The organism is Streptomyces sp. NPDC003456 (genome assembly GCF_042878735.1).
Classification (GTDB): Bacteria; Actinomycetota; Actinomycetes; order Streptomycetales; family Streptomycetaceae; genus Streptomyces.
In genome coordinates, this window is the sequence record NZ_JBIAOK010000001.1 from 123,613 (window position 1) to 149,602 (window position 25,990).

Here is a 25,990-nt window from a genome sequence, read left to right on the forward strand (position 1 = left end):
CTCAGGCCGCCTTCCGGCGCACCGGCAGCTGCACGAACTCGGAGATGAGCAGGCGCAGTACGAGCATCTTCGACTCGCCGTGCAGCTCCAGCGTCGGCAGGACCGGGAGCAGGGCCCGGAACATGGCGCGCAGCTCGGTCTTGGCCAGGGCGGCGCCGATGCAGCGGTGCTCGCCGTTGCCGCCGAAGGCGATGTGACGGTTGGGCTTGCGGGTGATGTCGAAGCGGTAGGGGTCGGGGAAGACCTCGGGGTCGCGGTTGGCGGCCGGGAAGAACATAGCCACCGTCTCGCCCTTGCGGATGCGCTGTCCGCGGATCTCGGTGTCCTCGCGGGCGGTGCGGGCCATGACCACGGCGACCGACGTCCACCGCAGGATCTCCTCCACGGCCCCGTCGAGCAGGGAGGGGTCGTCGATGAGGAGCTGCAACTGGTCGGGGTTCTCCAGCAGGGCCTTCAGGCCGCCGGTGATGGCGTTGCGGGTGGTGCCGTTGCCGGCCTGCACCAGGTTGAAGAGCTGGTACGACATGTCGTGGAACTCGAGCGGGTTGCCCAGGACGGTGGCGCGGGCGAGCCGGCTGAGCACGTCCGTGCCGTTGGCGCCGCCCTCCTCCATGCGCTTCCTGGCCAGCGCGGACATGTACTGGTCCAGCTCCACCATGGCGCGCATGAAGCGGGCCATGGCCTCCTCGCCCTCCTCCTGCTTGTAGCCCTTGTGGAAGGCCGCCGCGGTGTCCTGGTGGACGCGGAAGAGGTGGTCCCAGTCCTCGTTCGGCACCCCGAGGAGTTCGAAGATGGCGGCGAGCGGCAGCCGGCCGGCCAGGTCGTGGGCGACGTCGGCGGTGCCCTCCTCGTCCAGCTTCTTCAGGAAGTCGGTGACGTAGGAGGTGGACAGCTCGAAGAAGCGCTCCTCCATCGCCGCGGTCGCCTTCGGCGTGAAGCACGGGTACATCGCCTGCCGGACCTGCCGGTGCAACGGCGCGTCCATGAAGCCCAGGCCGGCGGGGTAGTCGGCGACGTGGCCGTAGACCTGGCCGCGGCGCTCCCGTTCCATCTCCCACGGGTCGATCTCGTCCGGGGTCTCGACGGCGGTGCGCTCGCGGCAGGAGAACAGCTCCGGGTTGCGCGCGACCCAGGTGATGTCCTCGTGCCTGGTCAGCGCCCAGAACGGCTCGTAACCGGGGCGGTGGTACCAGTGGACGGGAGACTCCTGCCGGAGCCGGTCCCACTCCTGCCACGGGTAGCCCTTGTCGTCGTACAGCTGCTCACTGGTGATGTCGATCTCTGCGAGCGATTGCATGGGCCATTACCTCTTTCGGCTCGGGGTGTTCTGGAGCAGGAACTCGACGATCGATGCCACCGTCTCGTCGCGCCGGTCGGGCGTGTCGAAGCCCGGAGCGAGCACGGTGGCCCGCGGCGCCTGGGCTGCGAGCCGCTCGGCCAGAGCGCGCGGCCGGCGCGGGCGGTCACCGGCGAGCACCAGCAGCGGGGCGGGGAGGGTGCCGATCCACTGGTCCGGCACGGAGAAGTGGGCCCGGTCGTGGGGGAACATCGCGTCCCGGAAGCGCACCAGCAGGGTGATGTACTTCTCGCGCCGGAAGGTGAGCATCTCCTTGCGGAATTCCACGTCGTCGTGCAGCCGCGCCGCGAACGGGCCGGCCTCGAGGTTGCGGGCGAAGACGCCGTCGCGGGCCGCGGCCTCGAAGACCGCGCCGAGGCCCTCGGTCTCCGGGTCGTCGAACCCTGCGGCCCGCACCAGCCGCATCGTCGCGTCGAAGAGCCCGAAGAAGTCGCCCAGCGAGGTGTCCGCGTCCCGGCCTGCCGGCTCCTGCGCCACGATCGACCGCACCCGCTCCGGCGCGTCGTGCGTCAGCCGCCAGGCGTGCACACAGCCGAACTCGGCGGCCACGACGTGGGCCTGCTCGGCTCCGACGGCGTCGAGCACGGCCAGCTGGTCGCCCGCGGTCTGCTCGTAGGAGAACGGAACGGCCGGGGCGGCACTGCGGCCGGCGTGCCGCTGGTCCATCGCGATCACCGTGAAGTGCTGCGACAGTTCACGCACCGGGTCGTAGAAGTTGTCGTTCCAGGTGTCGGTTCCGCTGCTCACATGGCCGGGGGCCAGCAGCAGCACGGGGAAGCCGTCCCCGTGCACCTCGTAGTGGATCCGTGCGCCGTCCTGGCGGATGACCTCAGGCATTCTCTTCTCCCCTGTCCTTTCGGATCGCCGCCAGGAGCTCTGCGGCCATCGCTTCGGAGTTCTCGATCGGTGCTGCGTGACTTCCGTCGATGACGCGGAGCACGAACTCGCCGCGTGTCAGGTGGTGCCAGCCCCGCATGGTCCCGTCGGGAAGGACCGGGTCGTCCTTCGCCGCGACGGCGACCACGGGGACGTCGAGCGGGGGACGGTCGTCGCCGACGAGGCCGTCCCGGTGGTTGGTCGACAGAACCGCGTCGTGGACCAGGGCGGTGCGGTACGAGGCGAGCAGCTCGGGGCTCTTCAGCACCTCGTCCGGCAGGATGCCCCGGAAGGCGTCCGCCAGGTCCGCCACGGACGCCTGGTCGAGCGAGGCGGCCAGCTCCTCCATGCGGCGCATCGCCGGCGGCACCTCGACGAACGGCGGCAGCGCGCACGCCGGCACGAAGGTCAGCGGCGGGGCGTCCGGCAGGGCGGAGAGGAACCGGGTCAGTTCCCAGGCCATCCAGGAGCCCTGGCTGTGTCCGTAGACCACGGTGGCCACCTGCGGGCGGTCCACCAGTTCCGCGGCCGTCCCGGCGACGACGTCGCGCATCACCGTCGCGGGGGCCTCGTCCGCGCGGCCCTCCCGGCCCGGCATCTGCACGGCCAGCAGTTCCACGTCGTCGGGAAGGTGCCGGATGAGCGGCACGTGTCCGGCGGTGGTGCCGCCGCCGCCGGCGATGCAGACGATCCGGGCCCGGGGCTCGGCCGACGGCTTCAGGGTCCGCAGCCAGCGGGGCGCGCCGCCGGCGGCTGTTCCCGCCGTGGCGCCGTCCAGTTCCCGCAGGAGGTGACCGGCCACGCCCAGGCAGCCCTCGTCGCCGAGGACGGTCTGCACGGGCACGGTGACTCCGGTCAGCTGGGCGATCCGGCCGCGCAGGCCCAGTGCCGTCAGGGAGTCCATGCCGAGCTGGAACAGCGGCCGGCCGGCGGCGAGGGAACCGCCCGGCACGCCCAGGATGTCCGCCGCCTCGCCCACGACCAGGTCGAGGACGGCGGGCAGCCGTTCGTGGTCGCTCAGCGCGGCCAGCCGGTCCGTCAGGCCGTGCGGCCCGCCGGAATCCGGAGCGGGTGTGCGCCCGGCCGTCGGCCCCTGCCCCTGCCCCTGCCCCTGCTTGCGCAGCCACTGCTCGAGCAGCGGGACGATCTGCGCGACGCTGTCCTGGAGGTGCTCGGGTGCGTCCAGCAGTTGCGCGACCTCGGCGGCCCCACCGGTGTTCACCGCGTCCCACAGCGCCTGGCCCGCACGGGCCTGCGCGGTCCGCGCCCGCGGCGCCTGCCGCCAGTGCCGGTGGCGCTGGAAGGCGTACGTGGGCAGCGGCACCGGGGAAGGGGCGCCCTGCGGTGTGCCGAGGAGCCCGAGGGCACCGAGGACCCGGTCCCAGTCCAGCTCGTGGCCCTGCGTGTGCAGCTCGCCCAGTCCGCGCAGCACCTGGCTCATGCCGCCGCGCTCGCGGGCCAGCGATCCGGCGACGACGCCACCGCGCTCGGCGCATCCGTCGGCGAGCGGCAGGGACAGCAGCGGATGCGGGGAGATCTCCACGAAGACGGTGTGACCGTCGTCCAGCAGCCGGTTCAGCGCCCGGTCGAAGCGGACCGGCTCCCGCAGGTTCCGGCACCAGTAGGCGCCGTCCAGCTCGGGGCCGGTCACGACCTCCCCGGTCACCGTCGAGTAGAGGGCGGTGCCGGCCGGGCGCGGGGTCAGGTCCGCGAGCCGCTCGGCCAGCACGGGCAGCACGGGATCCACCTGCGCGCTGTGGCCGGCGTAGTCCACCTTGATCTTGCGGGCGTACACGTTCCGCGCCCCGAGCTCGGCGACGATCCGGTCGATCGCCTCCGTCTGCCCCGACACGACCGTGGAGCGCGCGGTGTTGACCGCTCCGACCGACAGCGTCTGCCCGTAGGGGGCGAGGAGCTCCTCCACCTCGGCCACCGGGCGCCCGATCAGCGCCATGCCGCCCTCGCCGGCGCACTCCAGCACGGTCCGGGAGCGGGTGGCCACGATCTCGGCGCCCTGCTCCAGTGTGAGGGCTCCGCTGATCACCGCGGCCGCGATCTCGCCCTGCGAGTGGCCGACGACGGCGGCGGGTTCCACACCCAGCGAGCGCCACACGGCGGTCAGGCCGATGGCCATGGCGAACACCGCGGGCTGGGACACGTCCGCCCGGTCCAGAGGCGGCAGTTCGCCGCCCCGGCCGGCCAGCACCTCCTGTACCGACCAGCCGGTGAACGGCCTGAGGGCGGTGTCGCACGCCTCGACCGCCTCTCGGAAGACGGCGCTGGTGGACAGCAGTTCGCGGCCCATGCCGGCCCACTGGGAGCCGCCCCCGGGGTAGACGAACGCGACCTTCGTGCGCCGCTCGGCGGTCCCGGTGACCACCGCGTCGTGGGTCCGGCCGTCGGCCAGCGCTTGTAGTGCCTGCACCAGACCGGCCCGGTCGTCGGCGGTCACGCTCGCCCGCGCGGCGAAGTGCGTACGGTGGCGTGCCGCGGTGACCGCCACCTGCGCCGGCCGCACGTCCGGCCGGCCGGCCAGCCACGACGCCCAGCGGCCCGCCTGCTCCCGCAGCGCCGCCTCGTCGCGGCCCGAGACCACCACGGGCACCGCGGGCGCCTCGCCGGCCGCGGGCTCGCCGCCGTCCCGCGCCAGGGGGGCCTCCTCCAGCACCACGTGCGCGTTGGTGCCACCGAGACCGAAGGCGCTGACGCCCGCGCGGCGCGGGACGGCTCCCGGTTCCCAGTGCTTCAGTTCCGTGTTGACGTAGAGCAGTTCGGGGTCGAGCTCCATCTCGGGGTTCGGCTTGTCGAAGTTCAGGCTCGGCACGAGCTGCCGGTGGTGCAGCAGGAGGGCGGCCTTGATCAGGCCCGCGACGCCCGCGGCGCTGTCCGTGTGGCCGATGTTCGTCTTCACCGAGCCCAGCGCGCAGGGCCCGGACCGTGCGGCGGTGGCGAGGACCTGCTGGAGGGCCTGCACCTCGATCGGATCGCCGAGCCTGGTCCCGGTGCCGTGGGCCTCGATGTAGCCGATGGTGTCGGCCGTGACGTCGGCGTCGGCGTGGGCGGCGGCGATGACGCGCGCCTGGCCCTCGACGCTGGGGGCGGTGAAACCGACCTTGTCGGAGCCGTCGTTGTTGATGGCGCTGCCGCGGATCACCGCGTAGACGGTGTCGCCCGCCGCCAGGGCGTCGGACAGACGGCGCAGGACGACGACGCCGGCGCCGTTGCCCAGCACGGTGCCCGCCCCGTCGGCGTCGAACGCCCGGCACGTGCCGTCGGGCGAGAACACCAGGCCCTCCTGGTGGAAGTAGCCCTGCTGCAACGGGTAGCTGAGGGAGGCACCTCCCGCCAGGGCGATGTCCGACTCGCCGCGCAGCAGGCTCTCGCGGGCCAGATGCGTGGCGACCAGGCTGGTCGAGCAGGCCGTCTGGACGGTGAGCGCGGGCCCGCGCAGGTTCAGCTTGTGGGCGACCCTGGTCGCCAGGAAGTCGTTCTTCGTGCCGACCATCGTGCGGTAGAACTCGGACAGGTCGGCGGCGTCCTCGCTGTGGAGGTAGCCGCTCTGCCCGGCGCCCGCGAACACGCCGATGGCGCCGTCGAACCGCCCGGGCACCTGCCCCGCGTGCTCCAGCGCCTGCCAGGCGCACTCGAGGAACAGGCGGTGCTGCGGGTCCATGGTGTCGGCCTCTGCGGGCGAGCAGTCGAAGAACTCCGCGTCGAACAGGTCGGCGCCCTCGACGAATCCCTTGGCCGGCACGTACGCCGGATCCTGGAGGACGTCCTCCGCGACCCCCGCCTCCCGCAGCTCCTGCGGGCTGAACCGCCGGATCGACTCGACGCCGTCCTTGAGGTTGTCCCAGAAGGCGTCGGCGTCCGCGGCGCCGGGCAGCCGGCAGGCGAACCCGACGATGGCGACCGCGTCGTCGGCGGCCGGCCGGCGGACCGCCGCGGTGCGGCGCGTCTGCGGGGCGGGTGAGACGCCGCGCAGGAAGCCCGCCAGCTGCCGGACGGTCGGATAGCGGAAGAGCGCCGAGAGGGGGAACTCCCGCCCCAGTCCCTCGCAGATCGTGCGGTGCGCCTCGAGCGCCGTCATCGAGCCGGCGCCGAGTTCGAAGAAACCCCGGTCGAGGTCCACCCGGGTCAGGTTGAGCACCTGCGCCCAGGCGCGGCAGATCAGGTCCTCCAGCGACTCGTCGCCGGCCGCCGCGGCCACGACGGCCGCGGGGGCCGGGGCGGGCGCCGGGGCGGGCAGTGCCAGGATGGCCTGGCGGTCGACCTTCCGGTTGGGCGTGTGCGGCAGCTCCTCCATGCGCACCAGCTGGGAGGGCACCATGTACGACGGGACGCGGTCCAGGAAGTACCGCAGCAGGGCGTCGTCGCTCTCCTGCTCGCCCTCGGCGGGCACCCAGTACAGGCACAGCCGCGGGTCGCCGCCCTCGTCCCTGCGGACCACCGCCGCGCACTCGGCGACCGCCGGGTGCTCACCGGCCACCGCCTCCACCTCGCCCAGCTCGATGCGGTGGCCGTGCAGCTTGATCTGGGCGTCGCTGCGGCCGCAGTACTCCAGGCTGCCGTCCTCGCGGTAGCGGACGATGTCGCCGGTGGCGTACATGCGCGCGTCGTCCGTGCCGGCGAACGGGTCCACGACGAAGCGCTGCGCGGTCAGCTCCGGGCGGTTCAAATAGCCGCGCGTGACGCCGAGACCGCCGATGTGGAGCTCGCCGCGGCTGCCCCGGGGCACCCGGGCCCCGTGCCGGTCGAGGATGTACAGGCTGGTGTTGCGGACGGCGTCGCCGAGGGAGACCTCCCCCGCCTCGGCGTGCCAGGTGGTGGACCAGACGGTCGTCTCCGACGGGCCGTAGATGTTCGTCAGTCCGCCGCGGACGGTGCGCATCAGCCGGGCGGCGAGCCCCCGGTCCAGTGCCTCCCCGCCGACGATCATCCGGTCCAGGCCGCCCAGCAGGGCACGGCCCGCGGAGTCCGCGAGGAGCAGCCGGGCGAGCGACGGCGTGCACTGCAGGTGGGTCGGAGCGTAGGAGCGGTAGGCGGGCCACTCGCCGACGCTGCCCTGGGCGATCACCACGCGGTAGCCGCGGGTCAGCGTCCACAGCAGTTCGACGGTGGAGATGTCGAAGGAGGGGCTGGTGACGGCGAGCCAGGTGTCGCCGGTGCCGCCGCCGATGCGCTCGTCGACGGCGTGGCAGAAGTTGACGAACTGGCCGTGCTCGATCAGGACGCCCTTGGGCCGGCCGGTGGAGCCCGAGGTGTAGATGACGTAGGCCAGGTCCGTCAGGGCCGGCGGGGTCGCCTCGGGCAGCGCGTCCCCGGCGGGCACGGCGGTGGCGCCCAGCTCGTCGGCGAACACCAGCCGGGCGCCCGTGCCGGTCAGGTCGCCGGCCGTCGTGGAGCGGGTGATGACCACGTCCAGGCCGCTGTCCTCGACGACGTAGGCCACCCGGGCCTGCGGATAGCCGGGGTCGATGGGCAGGTAGGCGCCTCCGGCCAGCCAGATGGCGAGCGCGGACACCACCAGCTCCGCGGAGCGCGGCAGGTGCACGCCCACCGGGGTCTCGGGGCCGACACCGGCCGCGCGCAGCCGCTCGGCCAGGGCTGCGGCCCGCCAGGCCGTCTCCCGGTACGTCAGCTCGGCCCCGTCCGAGACCAGAGCCACCGCGTCGGGGGTCCGGCGCGCCTGGTCCCAGACCAGCTCCAGCGCCGTCGGTTCGCCGGGGCTGTGCGGGCCGGCCAGGCCGCCGCGGGCGACGAGCCAGTCGAGCTCGTCGGGACCGAGCAGCTCCAGACGGCTCAGCGCACGCTGCGGCTCCCGCACGACCGACTCCAGCAGGGTGCGGAAGCACTCCAGCATGCGCTGCGCCGCGGGTCGGCTCAGCACGTGCGCCTGGTACTCGAACTCGCCGCGCAGTTCCTCCCCGCAGGGGATGAGGGTGACGCCGAGCTCGAACTTGGAGGCGCCCCGGACGTTGCCCGCGAGGCTGCCGGTGGCGGGCAGGTTCCACGTCGCGTCGCCGTCGCCCACGGTGGGCATCGCCGCGCCACCGTAGTTGAAGACGGCACGGAACAGCGGGTTCTCCTCGCCCGTCCGCTGCCCGCCGACCCTGCGCACCAGCTCGGTCAGGGGGACGTGCTGGTGCTCGAACACGCCCCGGACCCGGGGCGCCATCGAGGCCAGCAGTTCCTCGAAGGTCGGGTCGCCCGTCAGGTCGCAGCGCAGCGGCAGGGTGTTGGCGAGGAAGCCGAAGGTGCCCGCCAGGTCCGGCAGCTGCCGGTTGGACCAGACGGTGCCCACCGCGAAGTCGTCCTGGCCGGTGAAGCGGGCCAGCAGCGTGGCGAAGGTGCTCACCAGCACCGTGTAGGGGGTGACCGAGGTGCGGGCGGCGAGGGCCTCCAGCTCGCTCCTGAGGGCGGCCGGGACGGTGAAGTAGAGGGTGTCGCCGCCCTGGTCCTCCTGTGCGACGCTGTCGGGCCCGGGCGGGAGCTCCAGCCGCTCCACCCCGTCGAGCTCGGCGGCGAAGTGGGCGAGGGCTTCCTCGAAGCGGCCCTCGGCCAGGCTGCGCCGCTCCCATGCGGCGAAGTCGCCGAGGTGGAACGGGGCAGGGCCCGGCTCGGGTTCCCGCCCGGCCTCGAACTCCTCGCAGGCGTGGAACAGTTCCATCAGGAACAGCGACAGCGACCAGCCGTCGGTCACGGCGTGGTGGACGCTGAAGCACACCACCTGTTCGTCGTCGGCGACGTCCAGCACCCGGCAGCGGAACAGCGACGCGCCCCTCAGGTCGAACGGTTCGAGCTCCTCGCGCCGGATGCGCGCCTCGACGGCGTCGGCGCCCCGCCCCCGCAGGTCCTCGAACGCGACGTCGACGGGGACGCCGGTGTGCACGACCTGGACGAGTTCGCCGTCGCGCACGTCCAGGCCGGTGCGCAGCGCCTCGTGCCGGGCGGTGATCCAGGTGAGCGAACGGGTCAGCACGGTGTGGTCCAGCGGCCTGGCCGTCCGGATCCGCATCGCCACCTTGTACTGGGCGGAGCCTGGGTTCATCTGCTCCAGGAACCACAGGCGCCGCTGGCCCTCGGTGGCCGGGTGCACGTCGCGGGCGGGAGCGCTGTCGAGCGGCGGCATCGCCGGGTCGTCGTCCGCCGCGGCGAGCAGGTGCGGCAGCAGGTGCCCGGCGAGGGCCCGCGCGGTCGGATAGGTGAAGGCGAGGTTGGCGGGGAAGGTGCTGCCCGACAGTTCGCACAGGCGGTTGCGCAGTTGCAGGCCCATGATCGAGTCGAGCCCGAGCTCCTGGAGCTTCTTGTCGGCGGGCACGGGCTCGGCCGCGCGCAGCACGGTCGCGGCCTCACGGCGGACGAGGTCGACGAGCGCGTCCGCGCGCTCCTCGTCCGGCATCGCGGCCAGTCGGGCGCGCAGCCCGGCCGGACCCCGCGCGCCGGTGTCCTCGTCCTGCGTCTGCCGCGCCGCCGGCGCCGTGGCGGGCAGCGGCACGTCGGCCCAGTAGCGCTTGCGCTGGAACGGGTACGTCGGTGCCTGCGCCGGGTCGGCGGCCGAGCCGCCGTCCAGGACCCGGTGCCAGTCCACGGCGTGGCCCTGGACGTGCAGGGCGGCCAGGGAGCGCAGCAGCTGGGAGAGTCCGCCGTGGTCGCGGTGCAGGCTGCCGACGACGGCGCCCGCGACGCCGGTGGCGCCGGTGGTGGCCTCGGTCAGGGTCATGCCGAGGACCGGGTGGGGGCTGATCTCGACGAACACGTCGTGGCCGTCGGCCACCAGTGCGCCGAGGGCCAGGTCCATCCGGACGGTGTCGCGGACGTTGCGGCACCAGTAGGCGGCGTCGAGTCCGGCGCCCTGCACGCGGGTGCCCGTCACCGTGGAGTAGAAGGGCACGGCCGGCGCGTCCGGCTTCAGGCCGCTCAGCTGTTCGGCGAGCCAGGGCAGGACCGGGTCCACGTGCGAGCTGTGGCCGGCGGTGTCGGACTGGATGCGCCGGCTGAAGACATCCGTGCCGGACAGCCCGTCCAGGAAGGACTCCACCGCGTCGACGTCACCGGAGACGACCACGGACGTGGCGCTGTTGACGACGGCGACGGACAGCGCTCCGCCGTACGGCGCGATCCGCTCCTCGACCTCGGCCGGCGCCATCTCGACCAGGGCCATCGCACCGCGGCCGCTGCACTCCCGCAGCTGCCCCTGGGAGCGCAGCGCCGTCAGCCGGGCGCCGTCCTCCAGGGACAGCGCGCCCGCGACCACGGCCGCGGGTACCTCGCCCTGGCTGAAGCCGACCACGGCGGACGGCTCCACCCCGAGGGACCGCCACAGCTCGGCCAGGCCGATCATCATGGTGAACAGGGCGGGCTGGACAACGTCGATGCGGTCGAAGGGCGGCAGGTCGGCGTCCGGCGTCTCGCTCAGCAGGTCCGCCACGGACCATCCGGTCCACGGCCTCAGGGCCGCGTCGCACCTGCGCACCGCCTCCCGGAACACCTCGGACTCGGCGATCAGGGCGCGGCCCATGCCGATCCACTGGCTGCCCTGGCCGGGGAAGACGAACACGGCCTTGGTGCGCTCGTGGGCCGTGCCCACCACGGTGTCGGGGTGCGGCAGCCCGTCGGCGAGCGCCCGCAGCGCCGCCACGGCCTCCTGTCTGCTGGAGGCCGGGACACCGGCGCGCGCCGGGAGGTGCGTGCGGTGCAGGGCCGCCGTGCGGACCGCGTCGGCGAACGGGAGGCCGTCGGCCGCCTCCAGCCACGCCGCCCACTGCTCGGCCTGGGCGGCCAGCGCCCGTTCGTCGTGCGCGGAGAGCACCAGCGGCAGCCGGTCGGGCAGCTCGCTCACGGCGGGCTGCCCCCTCACGGCGGCCTCCTCGGGTGAGGGTGCCTCCTCCAGGACCACGTGTGCGTTGGTGCCGCTGATGCCGAACGCCGACACACCGGCACGGCGCGGGCGTTCGCCCCGCGGCCAGGGGCGCTCCTGCTGCAGGAGCCGGAGTCCGCTGCCCTCCCAGGCGATGTGGGTGCTGGGCTGCTCGGCGTGGATCGTGCGCGGCAGGCGCTCGTGCTGGAGTGCCAGCACCATCTTGATCACGCCGACGACGCCGGCGGCCGCCTGGGTGTGCCCGATGTTCGACTTGGACGAGCCGAGGTGGACGGGGGTGTCCGCGGCGCGGCCCGGTCCGAAGACCTCCGCGAGGGCGCCGGCCTCGATCGGGTCGCCCAGCGGGGTGCCCGTGCCGTGGGCCTCGATGGCGTCGATGTCGGCGGGGGTGAGCCGGCTCGCGGCCAGTGCCTCCTGGATGACCCGCTGCTGCGCCGGCCCGTTGGGGGCCGTCAGGCCCTGGCTGCGGCCGTCCTGGTTGACGGCGGAACCGCGGATCACGGCGAGCACCCGGTCGCCGTCGCGCCGGGCGTCCGAGAGCCGTTTGAGCAGCAGCACACCGGCGCCCTCGGACCAGCCGCCCCCGTCGGCGCCGGCCGAGAAGCTTTTGCACCGCCCGTCGGGGGACATCGCCCCGAGCCGGCTGGACTCCACGAACATGCCCGGCGAGCTCATCACCGTGACGCCGCCGGCCAGTGCGGCGTCGCACTCGCGGTTGCGCAGGGCGGTGGCCGCCAGATGGAGGGCCAGCAGCGACGAGGAGCACGCCGTGTCCACGGTCACCGCGGGCCCCTGCAGGCCGAGCGCGTAGGAGATCCGGCCGGAGATGACACTGACGGACACGCCCGTGCCCTGGTAGCCGTCGAGCAGTTCCAGGTCGGTGCGGATGGTCTCGTAGTCGGGGCGCATCGCACCGATGTAGACACCGGTGCGGCTGCCCTTGAAGTGGTCCTCGCGCAGTCCCGCCCGCTCCAGCGCCTCCCAGGCCGTCTCCAGCACGAGCCGCTGCTGCGGTTCCATCGCCTGGGCCTCGCGCGGTGCGATGCCGAAGAACTCCGCGTCGAAGCGGTCGATGCCGTCGATGAACCCGCCCTCACGGGCGTAGCTCTTGCCGGGCGCGGTGGGGTCCGGGTCGTACAGGTCGTAGGCGTCCCAGCGGTCGGGCAGCGGCCCGATCGCGTCCCTGCCCTCGGCCAGCAGGTCCCAGAACGCCTCGGGGGTGGTCACTCCCCCCGGCAGACGGCAGGCCATCGCCACGATGGCCACCGGCTCGTGGCGCTGGTTCTCCAGTTCCGCGTTGCGCTGCTGAAGCTGCAGCACCGCGGCCATGGCGCGCCGCAGTCGCTCCTCGTTGGCCTGAGCGTTCATCTCTGCCTTCCGTCTCTTCCGCAGTGCGTCGCGGTGCCGTGATCAGGGGTGCGGGAGGAGGCTCAGCGCTCGACCGTCACGTCCATGTAGGGCGGGAACTCCGGCAGCCGGGCACCGTCGTGCTCCAGCACGCTCACGCCGCCGGACTGCCCCACCTCGCGGAACCCGGAGAACTTGTAGGTGACGTACATGGTCCGGTTGCGGTTCGTGGGCACGAACTCCGCGCGCAGGGCGACGCCGGCCTCGTGGGCGCTGCGGATGAGATGGCCGAGCAGCACGGAGCCGACCCCGCGCGCCATGACACGGCACGACATCAGCAGCAGCTTCACCGTCCACACGTCGCTGCCGCGCTCCACGAGGGACAGGCCGATCTTCCCGTAGGTGCCGTACCGGTCCTCCAGGCCCGCGACCAGCAGGTCGTGGTCGGGCGAGCGGCGGAAGGCGTCCAGTTCGTCGTAGGAGTAGGTGTAGCCGGTGGCGTTGAGCTGGTTGGTGCGCACGGTGAGTTCCTCCGCGCGCTGCAGGTCGCGCTCGCGGGCGGGCGCGATGGTGAAGCGCATGCCCAGGGAGGCGAGGAACTCCTCGTCGGTGCCGTGGTGGTCCACCTCCGCCCGCTTGCGCTCGGCGTCGGCCCGGTACAGGTGGCGGCGCTCGCGCGAGTCGGCGGTGACGAACCGCGGCCGCATCCGCGGCAGGCCGGGGAGGCCGGCGGCGTCGGCGGCGTCGACGCACAGCACGTCGGCGTGTGCGAAGCCCACCTCGTCCCGCTCGAAGGGCTGGTCGTCGACGAAGGCCAGGGTGTCGACGCCGATGTTGATCGCCTCGGCGACGGCCTTCACCGACTCCGACTTGCTGCCCCAGTTGATCTGCGGGTGCAGGAAGTACTCGGCGATGCCGAACTCCTCGAGCTTCGCCATGGCCGCGTCGTGGTCGTTGCGGCTGGCGACGGAGTGCAGGATGCCGCGCTCGTCGAGGGTGCGGATCACCTCGACGACCTCCGGCCGCAGGGTGACGTCGCCGTCCTCCAGCAGCACGCCGTCCCACACGGTGTTGTCCAGGTCCCAGACCACGCACTTGACGGTCTTGACGGGGTTGACGGTGGCGGTCATCGCTCACTCCTCGGTGCGCGTTCCTGGAACGCGTACTCGGCAAGGCCCACTTGGTGGAGCTGCGCGCTGCCCTCGATGATCTCCATCACGCGGGAGTCGCCGAGCAGGCGCTGGACGGGGTAGTCGGAGCTGCAGCCGTTGGCACCGTGGAGCTGCACGGCGTCGGTGGCGGCCCGCCCGGCGGCGGCGGCCGCGAAGTACTTCGCGGTGGACGTGGCGGCCAGCGCGCCCGGGTCGCGCGCGTCGCGCAGCCGCCCGGCCTCCAGGCACAGCAGCCGGGCCGCCCGGGCGTTCGTGTACATGTCGCTGATGAGCCGGCGCACCAGCTGGTGCTCCTTGATGAGGACTCCGAACTGCTCGCGCCGGGACGCGTAGTCCACACCGGCTTGAAGAGCCGCGTCGAGGATGCCGACGCAGCCCCAGCCGACGGTGTAGCGGCCCAGGTCCAGGGCGGCGCCCACCACATGGGAGACGCCGAGGCCCGGTCGGGCGAGCAGATGGCCGCCGGGGACCCGGCAGCCGTCCAGGCGGACATGGGCGGTCATCGAGGCACGGATGCCGATCATGTCCTCGATGAGCTCGGTGGACAGCCCCGGGGTGTCCCGCTCCACCAGCAGGGCCGTGGGGCCCTCGGCGGAGCGGCCCACCAGCAGGAAGACGTCGGCGCTCTCCCCGTAGGTGATCCACTGCTTGTGGCCGGTCACCACGAAGTCGTCGCCGTCCCGGTCGATGCGGGTGCGGACACCGGCCGCGTCGCTGCCCGCGCCCGGCTCGGACACGGCGAGCGCCGCGATGCGCTCACCGCTCGCCAGCCGGGGCAGCCAGCTCCGCTTCAGTTCGCGGCTTCCCCAGCGGGCGACGGTGTGCGCCACCATCGAGTGCACGGTGAGCAGGCTGCGCACCGAGGAGCAGGCGCGGCCCAGTTCACCGGCGAGCAGCCCCAGGGTGACCGCGTCGCAGCCGCCCCCGCCGAACTCCCGCGGCACATGGATGCCGAGCAGTCCCTCGTCGGCGAGGAGCCGGATCACCTCCGGCGGGGTGCGCTGGGCACGGTGCCAGGCGTCGGCGTGGGGTGCGATGTGGCGGTCGGCGAAGGCCCCGAACTCCTTGCGGGCCTGCTGCTGCCGCTCGGTGAGCGCTCCGGTCATCGTCGTCGGCCGTCCGCTGTCGTCTACTGCGGGACGGGGACGGACAGCTTGCGGGTGACGAACGCGTCCAGCGCGCTGATGGAGCGGAAGTGCTCCAGCTCCAGGTCCTCGTTCTCGACCGTGATGCCGAACTCGTGCTCCACGAAGGACACCAGCTGCATCGCGAACATCGAGCTGACGAAGCCGAGTTCGAAGATGTCGTCGTCGTCGGTCAGGTCCTGGACCGGGAAGAAGCGGGAGAGGTAGGCGGCGATCCTGGCCCTGTTGTCCCCGCCGGCCCGGCCGGCCGTGTTGTCCGTGCTCATGGTCGTCGTCATCCGTCCTGTCGTCGTGGCGGTGGTGGGTGAGGAGAGCGGGCGTCAGCGGTACGTGTGGAAGCCCTCGCCGCTCTTTCGCCCGAGCAGGCCGGCGGCGACCATCTTCTTCAGCAGCGGGGCCGGCCGGTACTTGTCGTCGTTGAAGCTCTCGTACAGCACCTCGACCGACTTCAGGATCGTGTCCAGGCCGATCAGGTCGGCGGTCTCCAGCGGACCCATGCGGTGGTCGAAGCAGGTCCGGAAGATGCGGTCGACGTCGGCCGCCGGGGCGACCCCGTCCTGCACGAGGAACGCGGCCTCGTTGATGGTGAGCATCAGCACCCGGTTGGACACGAAGCCCGGCACGTCCTCGACGACGATGCACTCCTTGCCCAGTTCCGCGAGGAAGCGGCGGGCGGTGTCGATCGTCTCGGGCGTGGTGTGGTAGCCGCGGATCACCTCGACCATCGGCTTCATCGGCACCGGATTCATGAAGTGCATGCCCACGACCCGCTCGGGCCGGGAGGTGACCGAGCCGACCCGGGTGATGGAGATCGCGGAGGTGTTCACGGCGAACACCGCCTCGGGGCGCACGATGCGGTCGATCCGCTCGTACACCTCCTTCTTGACCGCCCAGTCCTCCGTGACGTTCTCGACGACGAAGTCGGCCTTGGCGAGCAGTTCGTAGTCCGTGGTGAACTCGATGCGGTCGAAGACCTCCGCGATGTCCAGTCCCGCGCCCTTGTTGAACAGGGCGTAGGTGCGCAGACCGGTGCGCAGTTCCCGGCGTGCGCTGTCGAGGACGTCGTCGGAGACGTCGACGAGGACCACCCGGTGCCCGGTCTGGGCGAGGTTCTGCGCGACGCCGACGCCCATGACGCCCGCGCCGACGACTCCTACGGTCGTGAATTCCATGTCCTGGGACTCCGTTTACGTTGCGTCAGCGTGGGCTGCGAACGGCGTAGATGTTGTGGATGTCCGTGCCGACGTACATCTCGTCCTGCTCGGCACGGACAGTGAAGCCGTGGCCTTCGAGCAGCTCCACGAGGCGGGCGACCTCGCCGTCCGCGTCGTGCACCTCCAGCACCATCTGCCGGATCTTGGGCCAGTCCTCGTCGGCGATGCCGTCGATGACCTGCCGCTCGCTCTTCTGCACGTCGATCTTGATGAGGTCGATGCGCTCGATGCCCTGTTCGCGGATCACCGCGGAGAGCGGGCGCAGTGTGGCGGTGAACTCGATCGCCTCGAAGCGGACGTCGAGCAGCTCCTCGTCGGCGACCAGCTCGGCCACCTCCGCGTCCGCGCCCGTCTTCTGCTGGTTGGCGATGATCGTGCGCAGGTTGTGCTTCTCCTCCGCCTCGTCGGGGTGGAAGGAGGACATGCCGGAGCTGCGCGGGTAGAAGGTGAAGGTCGCCTGCGACTCGCTGTCGGAGACGCCGATGTTGAACAGGGTGGCGTTCACGCCGTGTTCGGCGACGTTCCGGCTGAGCAGCTCGAACATGGGCGGGGCCGGCTCGAAGGTGAAGACCCGGACGTCCTTCGCCTCGTAGTGCGAGAACAGGGTGAACAGGCCGATGTTGCCGCCGACGTCGACGACGGTGGCGCCGTCGGGCAGGGTGATGCCGTTCTTGGCGTAGGTGCGGTGGTCGAAGATGTCCTCGTAGAAGTGCCGGGTCTCGGCCTCGTTCTGGTGCCACACCGTCAGCCCGTTGGGCAGCTGGAAACGGGCCAGTGAGGTGCCGGTGTGCGAGGAGCCGTGGGCATCGGGCTGTTGGCCCGCCTGGAGCGCCTGCACGGCGGCGGCCATCCGGGCGATGGTGGACCACTCGTAGATCTGGCGCAGGGTCAGTTCCACCCCGAACGCGCGCTTGATGCGCAGGGAGAGCCGGGTGGCCAGCAGCGAGTTGCCGCCGACCTCGAAGAAGCTGACGTCGTGCGGGAGCTGCTCGTTCTTCAGGATCCTCGCCCACAGGCCGGCCAGCTCCAGCTCCACGGCGCTCGGCGCCGCGGTGGGGTCGGCGGCCTCGCGCACGACGGTGGCGGCGCCGTCGGCGACGATGTCCAGCTCGTCGGCGGGGAAACCGGCCCAGTCGATGTCCGCGCCCGCCAGCCACAGCCGGCCCAGCGCCTTCAGCGCGACGGCGGAGTCGGACTGGCGCTCCAGCGGGTGGCGCATGGACGCCACGATGGTGCCGGCGTCGCTGCCGCGCACCACGGTGGCCATGCTGCTCAGGGTCTGGCCGGGGCCGGCCTCCAGCAGCAGCGGGGTGGCGGACAGGTGCCGCAGCCCGGCGGCGAACCGCACCGGGCTGACCAGGTGGCGGGCCCAGTACGCGGGGTCGGTGGCCTGCTCGTCGGTGATCGGCTCACCGGTGACGTTGGAGACGTAGGGGATGCGCGGCGGATTGAGGGTGAGGGTCCGCGCGAGCTCCGTCAGCTGCTCGGCGACGGGCTCCATCATCGAGGAGTGGAAGGCGTGCGTGGTCTGCACCCGGCGGCACACCGCACCGCGCTCGCGCAGGGAGGCCTCCAGCGCCTCGACGGCGGCGAGGGGACCGGCCGCGACACAGAACTCCGGGCCGTTCACGGCGGACAGCGACAGGTCCTCGCCGAGCAGCGGGGTGACCTCCCGCTCGGGCAGCATCACGGCGAGCATGGCGCCCGCGGGCAGCTCGTCGATGAGCGCGGCCCTGCGGGCCACCAGCCTCAGCGCGTCCGGGAGGCTGAGCACACCGGCGAGGGTGGCGGCGACGTACTCGCCGAGGCTGTAGCCGATCATCAGTGAGGGGCGGGCGCCCCAGGACTGCCACAACCGGGCCAGCGCGTACTCGACGACGAACAGGGCCGGCTGCGCGAGCCGGGTGGCGTTCAGGCGGCGCTCGCTCTCGGTGCGCGGGCCGGTGTCGCGGCCCAGCATGCGGCGCAGGTCGAAGGCGGGCGCGGCCGGGGCGGCCGGGGCGGTCTGCTCGGCGGCGGGGAAGACGACCTCGCGGATGTCCAGGCCCAGCTCGCCGGTGAGTGTCTCGGCGCAGGCGTCGACGGCCTCGCGGAAGACGGGGAAGTCGCGGTACAGGTCACGGCCCATGTCCACGTAGTGGTCGCCGAGACCGGGGAACAGGAAGGCGACCGGCTCGGCGCCGGTGGCGTGCTGCGCGCCGATCTCCGTGGTGACGCCGTCGCCGGTGAGGAAGGCGCTCCGGTGTCCGCCCTCGGCGCCGCCCACCGTGCGGATGCGCACGGGCACGTCCTCCACGGCGGCCGTCCGGGCGAAGTGGGCCCTGAGGCCGGCGAGGCCGGTGTCGGGAGTCGTTCCGCCGGAGCCGGTGAGCAGGGCCAGGTGCCACGACACCGGCCCGGACGGCCGCAGCGCCGCCTCGTCATCGGTCCCAGCTGTGCTGATCTTGGGGCTCATGCCTCTCCTTGAGGTGTCGGCCGTCCGGAAAGGGCCGAGCGCCCAGAACCGCTGCCCCGTGCCCCTTTCGAGGTGTCCGTCGTCAGCCAACTGTCGGGGCGCTGCCTAGAGCGGGGCCGGAGCTGCGGTGGACACCGGCGGCCTGCGGCGGCCGCGTGGGGCGCACGGGATCCGGTGCGCGGTGCGCGGGGGGCGGGGGTTCAGAAGGAGAGATGGTCCGGGGTGATGCGGCGCTCCCGCACGCGCAGTTCGCCGCCGTCGACGACCAGGACGTCCTCCACGGCCGCGCTGGGGCCGAGGGTGGCGACCGGATGCCACGGGCGGATCTCCGTCACCAGCGTGCAGTAGCTCGCGCGCACGGACCCGTCGGGCAGCTCCGCCACACGCAGCGCGTCCTGCCAGTGGCGGCGACGCACCGGCCCCGAGCCCGGACGCCGCTCGTGCGCGGCCCTGAGCCACGCGGCGACGGCGGCACGGCCCCGGGCCGGACGCGTGGACTGCGCGGACGTGAGCACGGCGTCCTCGGTGAACGTCGCCGCGAACTCCCGCACGCGGGAGGCGTCCAGCAGGGCGGTCTGGTGGGCGTAGAACTGCTGGACCCGCGCGTACGTCAGGGCCGCCGGGCCGGCCGCGAGCAGTGCGTCCCCGGCGGTGGCGGTGTCCGTCGCGGTGGCGTGGCTCGTCATCGTCACTCCCCGTGCCAGGCCAGGTCGTCCCGGGTGACGACCCGGTGCCGGGTGCGCCAGTTGCCGCGCACGCGCACCAGCAGGTCCTCCATCACGCACACCCGCAGCACCCTGGACGGGCCGTTGAACGGTGTCACGTACACCTGCGCGTAGCAGCGGGTGTGCAGCTCGTCGCTGCGGCCGGGCCGGAGGTCGAGCATGCCGATCCAGTGCCGCAGCCGGTCGCCGCTGCGCTCCTGCCGGGCCCGGTTGCGCCGCACGCTCGCGGCCAGCTCCGCCCGGCCGCGCAACGGGGCGTCCAGGGTGGGCACGTCGAAGACGGCGTCCTCGGTGAACGTCGCCGCCCAGCGATCGGCGTCGTGGGCGTCGAACAGCTGCATCTGGCGCGCGTGGAACTGCTGCACCTGCGCATACAGCTCGCCGAACTCCGCCTCCGGCAGCAGACGTTCGGGGCGGATGAGCGTCTCGGTGGTCATGGGTGCGGTCTCCGTTCCGTCGGATGCCGACACTGTCCGTGCTCCAGATCGAGCATTCTTCGAACCTTCCTCAAGCGATCCGGCAGACCGTGGGAGGCGTCCGGGAACGCCCAGCGGGCCCCCATCGCCCGCCGAGATCCGGAGGACCACCAGCCGTGCCGAACTTCACCCCTCCCGCCCTGACGGTGGACGGTCTGCTGCGCTCGGCGGCCGCCCGCGACCCCGAGGGCATCGCCGTGCGCACCGCGGACACCGCGCTGACCTTCGGCGAACTGGACGCGCGGGCCGATCGGATCGCCGCGTTCGTACGACGTGAGACCGGCCGCAGGCCGGGCGCACGCGTCGGGGTCGCCGGCGCTCTCGACCCCGTCTTCGCCGCCGCCTACCACGGTGTGGCCCGGGCCGGGGCGACCGTCGTCCTGATCAATCCACTGATCGGCGACGACGGGCTGCGGCATGTCGTCACCGAGTCCGCGGCCGAGCTGGTGCTGGCGCCGTCCGCCACCGCGGGGCGGCTGGCGAAGCTGCGCGGCGGGCTGCCCCGGCCGCTCACCCTGGTGGTGACCGACGCCCCCGACGGCGTGGTCCCGGACGGGTGCCTGCCGCTGGACGCCGTGCTGGAGTCCGGTGCGCCGGTCGCCGAGGACAGCGGTGCCGACCTGGACGCGGTGGCGTGCGTGCAGTTCACCACCGGCACCACCGGCCGCCCCAAGGGCGTGCTGCTCACCCACCGCAACCTGGTGGCCAACGCCCGGCAGACCGCGCTCGCCCACGGCCTGGGCCCCGCGTCCGTCACGCTGAACCACCTGCCGCTGTACCACGTGATGCACCTGAACTCCGCCCTGGACGCGGGCGCCTGCCAGGTGCTGTGCCAGGATCCCGACCCGGTGGTGTCGCTGGCCGTGGCCGCGGCCTGCGGGGTCACCCACTACTACGGGCTGCCCGCGCGGCTGCACCGCCTGGCCGCCGACGCGCGTCTGCCCCGCCTGCCGCGCGCGGCCCGCGGCGGCGAGCGGCTGACCGCCGTCCTCTCCGGCGGCTCGGCGCTGATGCCCTCGGCGGCGCGCGTCCTGGGCGACGCCCTCGGCGTACCCGTCGTCCAGGGCTACGGCATGGCCGAACTGTCCCCGCTCACCCACTTCCAGCGGCCCGGCCGCCACCGCCCCGGCGCCGTCGGCACACCCGTGCCGGGCACCGACTGCCGGCTCGTGGACCTCACCACCCGCCGCCCCGTCGGCGTCCGGTGCACCGGCGAGGTCCAGGTCAAGGGCCCCCAGCTGATGGCCGGCTACCTCGGCGAACGGCCCGGCGCCCACCTCGACCAGGACGGCTGGTTCTCCACCGGCGACCTCGGCCGCGTCGACGAGGACGGTGTGCTGTGGCTGGTCGACCGGGTCGACGACGTCTTCAAGTACGACAACGAGATCGTCTCCCCCAGCCGGGTCGAACGCGTCCTCGCGACGGACCCGCGCGTCGCCGACTGCGTGGTCGCGGGCCTGCCGGACGGCGAGCACGGCGGCGTGGTGTGGGCGGGCGTCGTCCTCGTCCCGGACGCGGCCGCCCAGGAACCCGGCACGGTGGCGCAGACCCTGGAGTCGGTCGCCGCACGCGCCAACGAACACCTCGCCGCCTTCGAACGCGTCCGCGTGACCGAGGCCCTCGACGCCGTACCGCGCACCCCCACCGGCAAGCCGGCCCGCCGCCTGGTCCGGGACCGGCTCACGGCAGGCGGCCCCGCCCCGGCATCCGTCCCTTCGCCCCACCCCCACCGTCAGGAGCAGACCATGGTGACCTTCGTCAACAAGCTGACCGTGCACGGCGACGTCGACGCCTTCCTCGCCGTGAAGGAGAGGCTGACCTCCTACATGTCGGCCCAGCCCGGCTACGTCAGCCACCAGACCCTGCGCCACGCCGGACAGCCGAACGTGTTCCTCGAGCTGGCCGTGTGGCAGGACGCCGCCGCTCACGGCAGGGCCGTGCGCAGCGAGGAGTTCCAGTCCCTCGTCAAGGGCCTCGGCCCGCTGGCCACCCCCGAGCCGGGCCTGTACGAGACGGTCGGGGCGAGCGCGTGATGTCCCGTCCCGGCAGGCCCCAGGCCGTCGTCGTGGGCGCGGGCCCGGTCGGCCTGACCGCCGCCCATGAGCTCGCCCGCCGCGGGGTCACCGTGCGTCTGGTGGACGCCGCCGGGCAGCCGGCGCGCACCAGCCGGGCCGTGGCGGTGCACCCGCGCACGCTGGAGACGTTCGCGCAGATGGGCGTCGTCGACGAGCTGCTGCCGCGGGGCCGCGCGAACCGGGCGTTCACCATGTACGCCGGCGGACGCCGTCTGGTGCGGCTGGAGGCGGACTACTCGTCGATGCCGACGTCCTACCCGTACTCGCTGATCGCCGCGCAGCAGGACACCGAGGCCGTGCTGCGGCTCGCGGTGGCCCGGCTCGGCGTGCAGATCGAGTGGGGCACCCGGCTGACCTCGTTCGAGCAGGACGAGGAGCGGGTGCTGCTGCGGCTGGAGCGCGACGGCCGCACGGAGGTCGTGGAGACGTCCTGGCTGATCGGCTGCGACGGCGGGCACAGCACCGTGCGCAAGCAGCTCGGCCTGGAGCTGATCGGCGAGTCCAGCGAACGCTGGATGCTCGCCGACGCGCCCGTGGACACCGACCTGCCGCCCGACACCATCTACTGGGCGCACACGGGCGGCCAGGCGACGATGATGGTGCCCTACGCCCGCGAGGGCCACTGGCGGCTGCTGGACACCGCACCCGCGCAGGACGCCGCGGACGTGACGGCCGGCGAGGTCGCCGAGCGGCTCGGTGCCAAGCTGTCGGCCGGTCTGGGCCACGGGGTGCGCGTCGGCGAGCCGGAGTGGACCAGTGTGTTCACCTTCCAGCAGCGCATGGTCGAGCGCATGCAGCAGGGCCGGGTCCTCGTCGCCGGGGACGCCGCCCATGTGCACAGCCCCGCCTCGGGGCAGGGCATGAACACCGGCGTGCAGGAGGCGTACAACCTCGCCTGGAAGCTCGCCCAGGTCGAGCAGGGCCACGCCGGACGCGCCCTGCTGGACAGCTACAGCCGCGAGCGCGTGCCGATCGGGCGGCAGCTGCTGGGCTCCACCCGCACCGCCACCTTCCTGGTCCAGCTGAAGAACCTGCTCGCCTCCGCGGCGCTGCCGGTCGTCTTCGCCGCCGTGCGCGCCCTGAGCCCGCTGCGCAAGGCCATCCAGCGCAAGGTCCTCGGCGGCATGTCCGGGCTGCGCATCGGCTACGCCGACTCCCCCCTGACGACCGTCGAGTCCTACCACTACGTCTCCGGGGTCGGGCCGGTCGTGGTGGCGGGCACCCTGCCCGCGTCGCGCTCCCGGCCCCGCCCCGGCGAGCGGGTCACGGCCGCGCCGGTGCACGATCCCCGCTCCCCCGGCTGCCGCGCCCTGCACGACGAACTGCGCGACCCGCGCTGGACGCTGCTGCTCGCCGCGGGGGGCGCCGGCCCCCGTGACGTGCCCGGCGGCGTCGCCGTGACGGCGGCCGTGCAGTACGGCGAGTGGCTGTCCGTCAGGACCGTCGGCGGCACACCCGCCGACGGTCCCGCCCCGCTCGCCGACCCCGGCGCGTCGCTGCGCCGCGCGCTCGGCCTGGCGGCCGGCTGCTGGCTGCTGGTGCGCCCCGACGGCTATGTCGCCGCCCGCGGCGGCGTCCTCACCCGGCCCGCCCTGGAGCGGGCGCTGGCCCCGCTGCGCCCGACGACGCGGCTGGCCGGTGAGGCCCGGCGCGAACCCGGCCTCGTCCTTCCCGCCCCCGTGCCGCGGCCGAAGGAGCTGTGAACGTGACCGCGGCCTTCCTCTGCCCCGGTCGCGGGGGACCTCGATGCCCGCGGCCCGGGGGGCGGCGGGGACGCAGCGCCGCCCGGGGCACGACCGGGCCCCCGGCCGTGGCAGTCCGTGCGGGCGCTCGTCGTCCGTGGCGGGCCCGGGACCTTCCGGGCCCGGATCTTGTCGACACGACCCCGGTCCGCCGCGGACCGGGCACAGGGAAGCGGAGGTGTTCGTGGTGGCGGGCATGCGCGTGAACCGTACGTCGCACTCGACGGAGGTGGCCGCCCCGGCCGGCGTCGTGTACGGGCTGATCTCGGACGCGGTGCGCTGGCCGCTGTTCTTCCCGCCGAACGTGCACGTGGAGCGGCTGGAGTTCGACGGCACGAACGAACGGCTGCGGATGTGGGCCACCGCGGGCGGCGAGGTCCGCTCGTGGATCTCCCAGCGCCTGCAGGACCCGCAGACCCGGCGCATCGAGTTCCGCCAGTCGCATCCGCAGGCCCCGGTGGAGTCGATGCTGGGCATCTGGCAGATCGAGGAGCTCGGGGGCGGGACCACCCGGCTGACGCTGTCGCACGACTTCACGGTGCACGGCGACCGGGCCGAGGACGCCGTCTGGGTGGAGCAGGCCCTCGACGCCAACGCCCGTGCGGAACTGGCCGGCCTGAGGAATCTCGCGGAACGCTGGACGCGCTTCGACGAACTGGTCCTCTCCTTCGAGGACTCGGTGCACATCGACGCCTCCGAGGAGGCGGTCTACGACTTCCTGTACCGCGTCGGTGACTGGCCCCGGCTGATTCCGCACGTGTCGCGGCTGGACCTGACGGAGGACACACCCGGCGTGCAGGTGATGAGGATGGACACGCTGACGGCGGACGGGTCGTCGCACTCCACCGAGTCGGTGCGCGTGTGCTTCCCGCACGCGGGCCGCATCGTCTACAAGCAGACCGTCACCCCGGCGCTGATGGAGGCGCACACCGGTGAGTGGTCGGTGATGTCGGACGCGACCGGCGTGACGGCGGTGTCGCAGCACAGCGTGCTGCTGCGCGAGGACGCCGTCGAACGCGTCCTGGGTCCCGGCGCCGACCTCGCCCAGGCCCGGCGCCACGTCCGCGAGGCCCTGGGCCGCAACTCCACGGCCACCCTCGAACTGGCGCGCCGCCACGCGGAGTCGGCAGCGCGCACGGGCTGAGGCCGCCACCGGTGACGGACCGCGGGGCCGGACACCCGGCGGTGTCCGGCCCCGCCCGGCGGACGACGCGGCCGCCCCGGTCCTCGCGAGGCCGGGTCGTCAGACCGCGTCTCCCGCCGGGACGGCGAACAGCTCCTCGTGCACCCGGGCGGCGTCACCGCCGTAGGCGATGCGGCGCGTGATGCGGGCCCCGGCCGGGGAACGGGTCACCCACGAGGCCGCCCGTGCCCGCACCCATGTGGTGACCGGGCCGCCACGCCCGAGCAGCGCCTTCGCCTGTACCCGCTGCATCCGGTGCACGGCCGCCGCCACCGGCCGGCGCCGCCGCTCGTAGGGCAGCAGCCGTTCCCGGCGCGCGTCACCGGCGCGCACGGCGTCCAGCAGCACGGGGTGCGCGGCCGCCGCGTCCTGGAGCGCGAGGTTGATGCCCTGGGCGCCGATCGGCCCGTGGGTGTGGGCACTGTCGCCGACGAGCATCAGCCCGTCGCCCACCCACTCGTCGGCCTGCGCGGCGAACACGTCCAGCAGGTGGAGGTCCTGCAGCGAGCCGAGGTGCCCGTGGATCAGGTCGGCGAAGGGGGGCAGCGCGGCGGCCAGTCCCCCGCGCATCTCCTCGATGCCCCGGGCCGCGACCCGGCTCCAGGTGCGGTGCGGCAGGGTCCAGCCGACGCGCAGCCGGTCGGGGTGGGTGTCGTGCACGAGCACGGCCCCGCCCTCGCTGCGGTACACCCGTACCGCACCGATCGCGCGGCCCGGCGCGGGCAGCGTGAACCAGGCGACGTCCTGGTCGAACGCCTCCCGGCGGCGGGCGCCGATCCCGGCGAGCGTCCGCACCTGCGAGTAGCGGCCGTCGGCGCCGACCACGACCCGGGCCCGCACCGTGGCGGAGGCCGCGCCGCGCCGGCGCGCCACCACCCCGGCGACCTGCCCACGCTCCCGCACCAGGGCCCCCGCCCGGTACCCCTCCAGCAGGGTGAGACCGGGCAGGGCGCGGCAGGCGTCGAGGAGTTCGCCCAGCAGATGCCGCTGGGGCAGCGCGAGCAGGCGGTCGTACGGCGCCGGCAGACGCCGGTAGTCGATGTCGAGCAGCACCCGCTCGTCCTGGAGCACCTGGAACCCGTCGAGCTCCCGGGCGCCGCGGGCACGGGCGGAGTCCAGCACGCCCAGCTCGTCGAGGACGCGCTGGCCGCCGGGCTGGAGGATCTCCCCGTGGAAGTCGCGGCGCAGCCCGGTGGAACGCTCCACCAGGGCGACCTCGGCTCCGGAGCGCAGCAGCATCAGGGTGAGCGCGAGCCCGGCGGGGCCCGCGCCGACCACGCAGACGTCGACGCGCACGTCGTCGGCACGGTTCATCGGGGGTACGCGCAGCGAGGCCATGACC

The 25,990-nt window shown here is 73.5% G+C and carries 14 protein-coding genes; 3 read left to right on the forward strand and 11 right to left on the reverse strand.

The genetic code is table 11. The features are described 5' to 3' along the window. Position 1 precedes the first annotated feature (1 nt). The 10 genes from ACFYWG_RS00260 to ACFYWG_RS00305 form a co-directional block, all read right to left on the reverse strand. Positions 2 to 1,297: a cytochrome P450 gene (locus ACFYWG_RS00260; RefSeq protein WP_389198173.1), complete on the reverse strand. Its 1,296-nt coding sequence runs from the start codon at positions 1,295 to 1,297 to the stop codon at positions 2 to 4. 6 nt (positions 1,298 to 1,303) lie between these two features. Next, the gene (locus ACFYWG_RS00265; protein WP_389198175.1) at positions 1,304 to 2,194 is read right to left on the reverse strand and encodes an alpha/beta fold hydrolase; all 891 of its coding nucleotides are present in this window, start codon (positions 2,192 to 2,194) and stop codon (positions 1,304 to 1,306) included. After that, entirely contained in the window at positions 2,187 to 12,482 is a 10,296-nt protein-coding gene (locus ACFYWG_RS00270; RefSeq protein ID WP_389198177.1) for an amino acid adenylation domain-containing protein, read from the reverse strand. Before ACFYWG_RS00270 ends, ACFYWG_RS00265 begins: the two co-directional genes overlap by 8 nt. Positions 12,483 to 12,544: 62 nt before the next feature. Next, positions 12,545 to 13,591 (reverse strand): HAD-IIIC family phosphatase, encoded by a 1,047-nt coding sequence (locus tag ACFYWG_RS00275; protein ID WP_389198179.1) that lies wholly within the window; start codon positions 13,589 to 13,591, stop codon positions 12,545 to 12,547. Further along, positions 13,588 to 14,739: an acyl-CoA dehydrogenase family protein gene (locus ACFYWG_RS00280; protein WP_389198181.1), complete on the reverse strand. Its 1,152-nt coding sequence runs from the start codon at positions 14,737 to 14,739 to the stop codon at positions 13,588 to 13,590. The genes ACFYWG_RS00275 and ACFYWG_RS00280 overlap by 4 nt, the downstream gene beginning before the upstream one ends. Before the next feature lie 23 nt (positions 14,740 to 14,762). Beyond that, positions 14,763 to 15,044, reverse strand: coding sequence for an acyl carrier protein (locus tag ACFYWG_RS00285; protein WP_389198183.1), 282 nt, complete (start codon positions 15,042 to 15,044; stop codon positions 14,763 to 14,765). 54 nt (positions 15,045 to 15,098) lie between these two features. Beyond that, entirely contained in the window at positions 15,099 to 15,950 is an 852-nt protein-coding gene (locus tag ACFYWG_RS00290) for a 3-hydroxyacyl-CoA dehydrogenase family protein (RefSeq protein ID WP_389198186.1), read from the reverse strand. Between the two features lie 25 nt (positions 15,951 to 15,975). Further along, the gene (locus ACFYWG_RS00295) at positions 15,976 to 18,447 is read right to left on the reverse strand and encodes an FkbM family methyltransferase (protein WP_389198189.1); all 2,472 of its coding nucleotides are present in this window, start codon (positions 18,445 to 18,447) and stop codon (positions 15,976 to 15,978) included. Positions 18,448 to 18,647: 200 nt separating this feature from the next. Then, entirely contained in the window at positions 18,648 to 19,133 is a 486-nt protein-coding gene (locus ACFYWG_RS00300; RefSeq protein ID WP_389198191.1) for a nuclear transport factor 2 family protein, read from the reverse strand. A 2-nt stretch (positions 19,134 to 19,135) separates the two neighbouring features. Next, on the reverse strand, positions 19,136 to 19,609 hold the full coding sequence (locus tag ACFYWG_RS00305) for a nuclear transport factor 2 family protein (RefSeq protein ID WP_389198193.1): 474 nt from the start codon (positions 19,607 to 19,609) through the stop codon (positions 19,136 to 19,138). Between the two features lie 155 nt (positions 19,610 to 19,764). Between ACFYWG_RS00305 and ACFYWG_RS00310 the strand changes: the two genes are divergently transcribed. From ACFYWG_RS00310 to ACFYWG_RS00320, 3 genes are all read left to right on the forward strand, one after another. Further along, complete coding sequence (locus ACFYWG_RS00310; RefSeq protein WP_389198195.1) at positions 19,765 to 21,681, forward strand: AMP-binding protein; 1,917 nt, start codon at positions 19,765 to 19,767, stop codon at positions 21,679 to 21,681. Beyond that, positions 21,681 to 23,426 (forward strand): FAD-dependent oxidoreductase, encoded by a 1,746-nt coding sequence (locus ACFYWG_RS00315; RefSeq protein WP_389199418.1) that lies wholly within the window; start codon positions 21,681 to 21,683, stop codon positions 23,424 to 23,426. The genes ACFYWG_RS00310 and ACFYWG_RS00315 overlap by 1 nt, the downstream gene beginning before the upstream one ends. A gap of 235 nt (positions 23,427 to 23,661) precedes the next feature. Continuing rightward, positions 23,662 to 24,609 carry an aromatase/cyclase gene (locus ACFYWG_RS00320; protein WP_389198197.1) on the forward strand — a complete coding sequence of 316 codons (948 nt, stop codon included), beginning with the start codon at positions 23,662 to 23,664 and terminating at the stop codon, positions 24,607 to 24,609. A 99-nt stretch (positions 24,610 to 24,708) separates the two neighbouring features. On the opposite strand, the gene ACFYWG_RS00325 is transcribed toward ACFYWG_RS00320, so the two are convergent. Continuing rightward, positions 24,709 to 25,986 carry an FAD-dependent monooxygenase gene (locus ACFYWG_RS00325; RefSeq protein WP_389198199.1) on the reverse strand — a complete coding sequence of 426 codons (1,278 nt, stop codon included), beginning with the start codon at positions 25,984 to 25,986 and terminating at the stop codon, positions 24,709 to 24,711. Positions 25,987 to 25,990 lie beyond the last annotated feature (4 nt).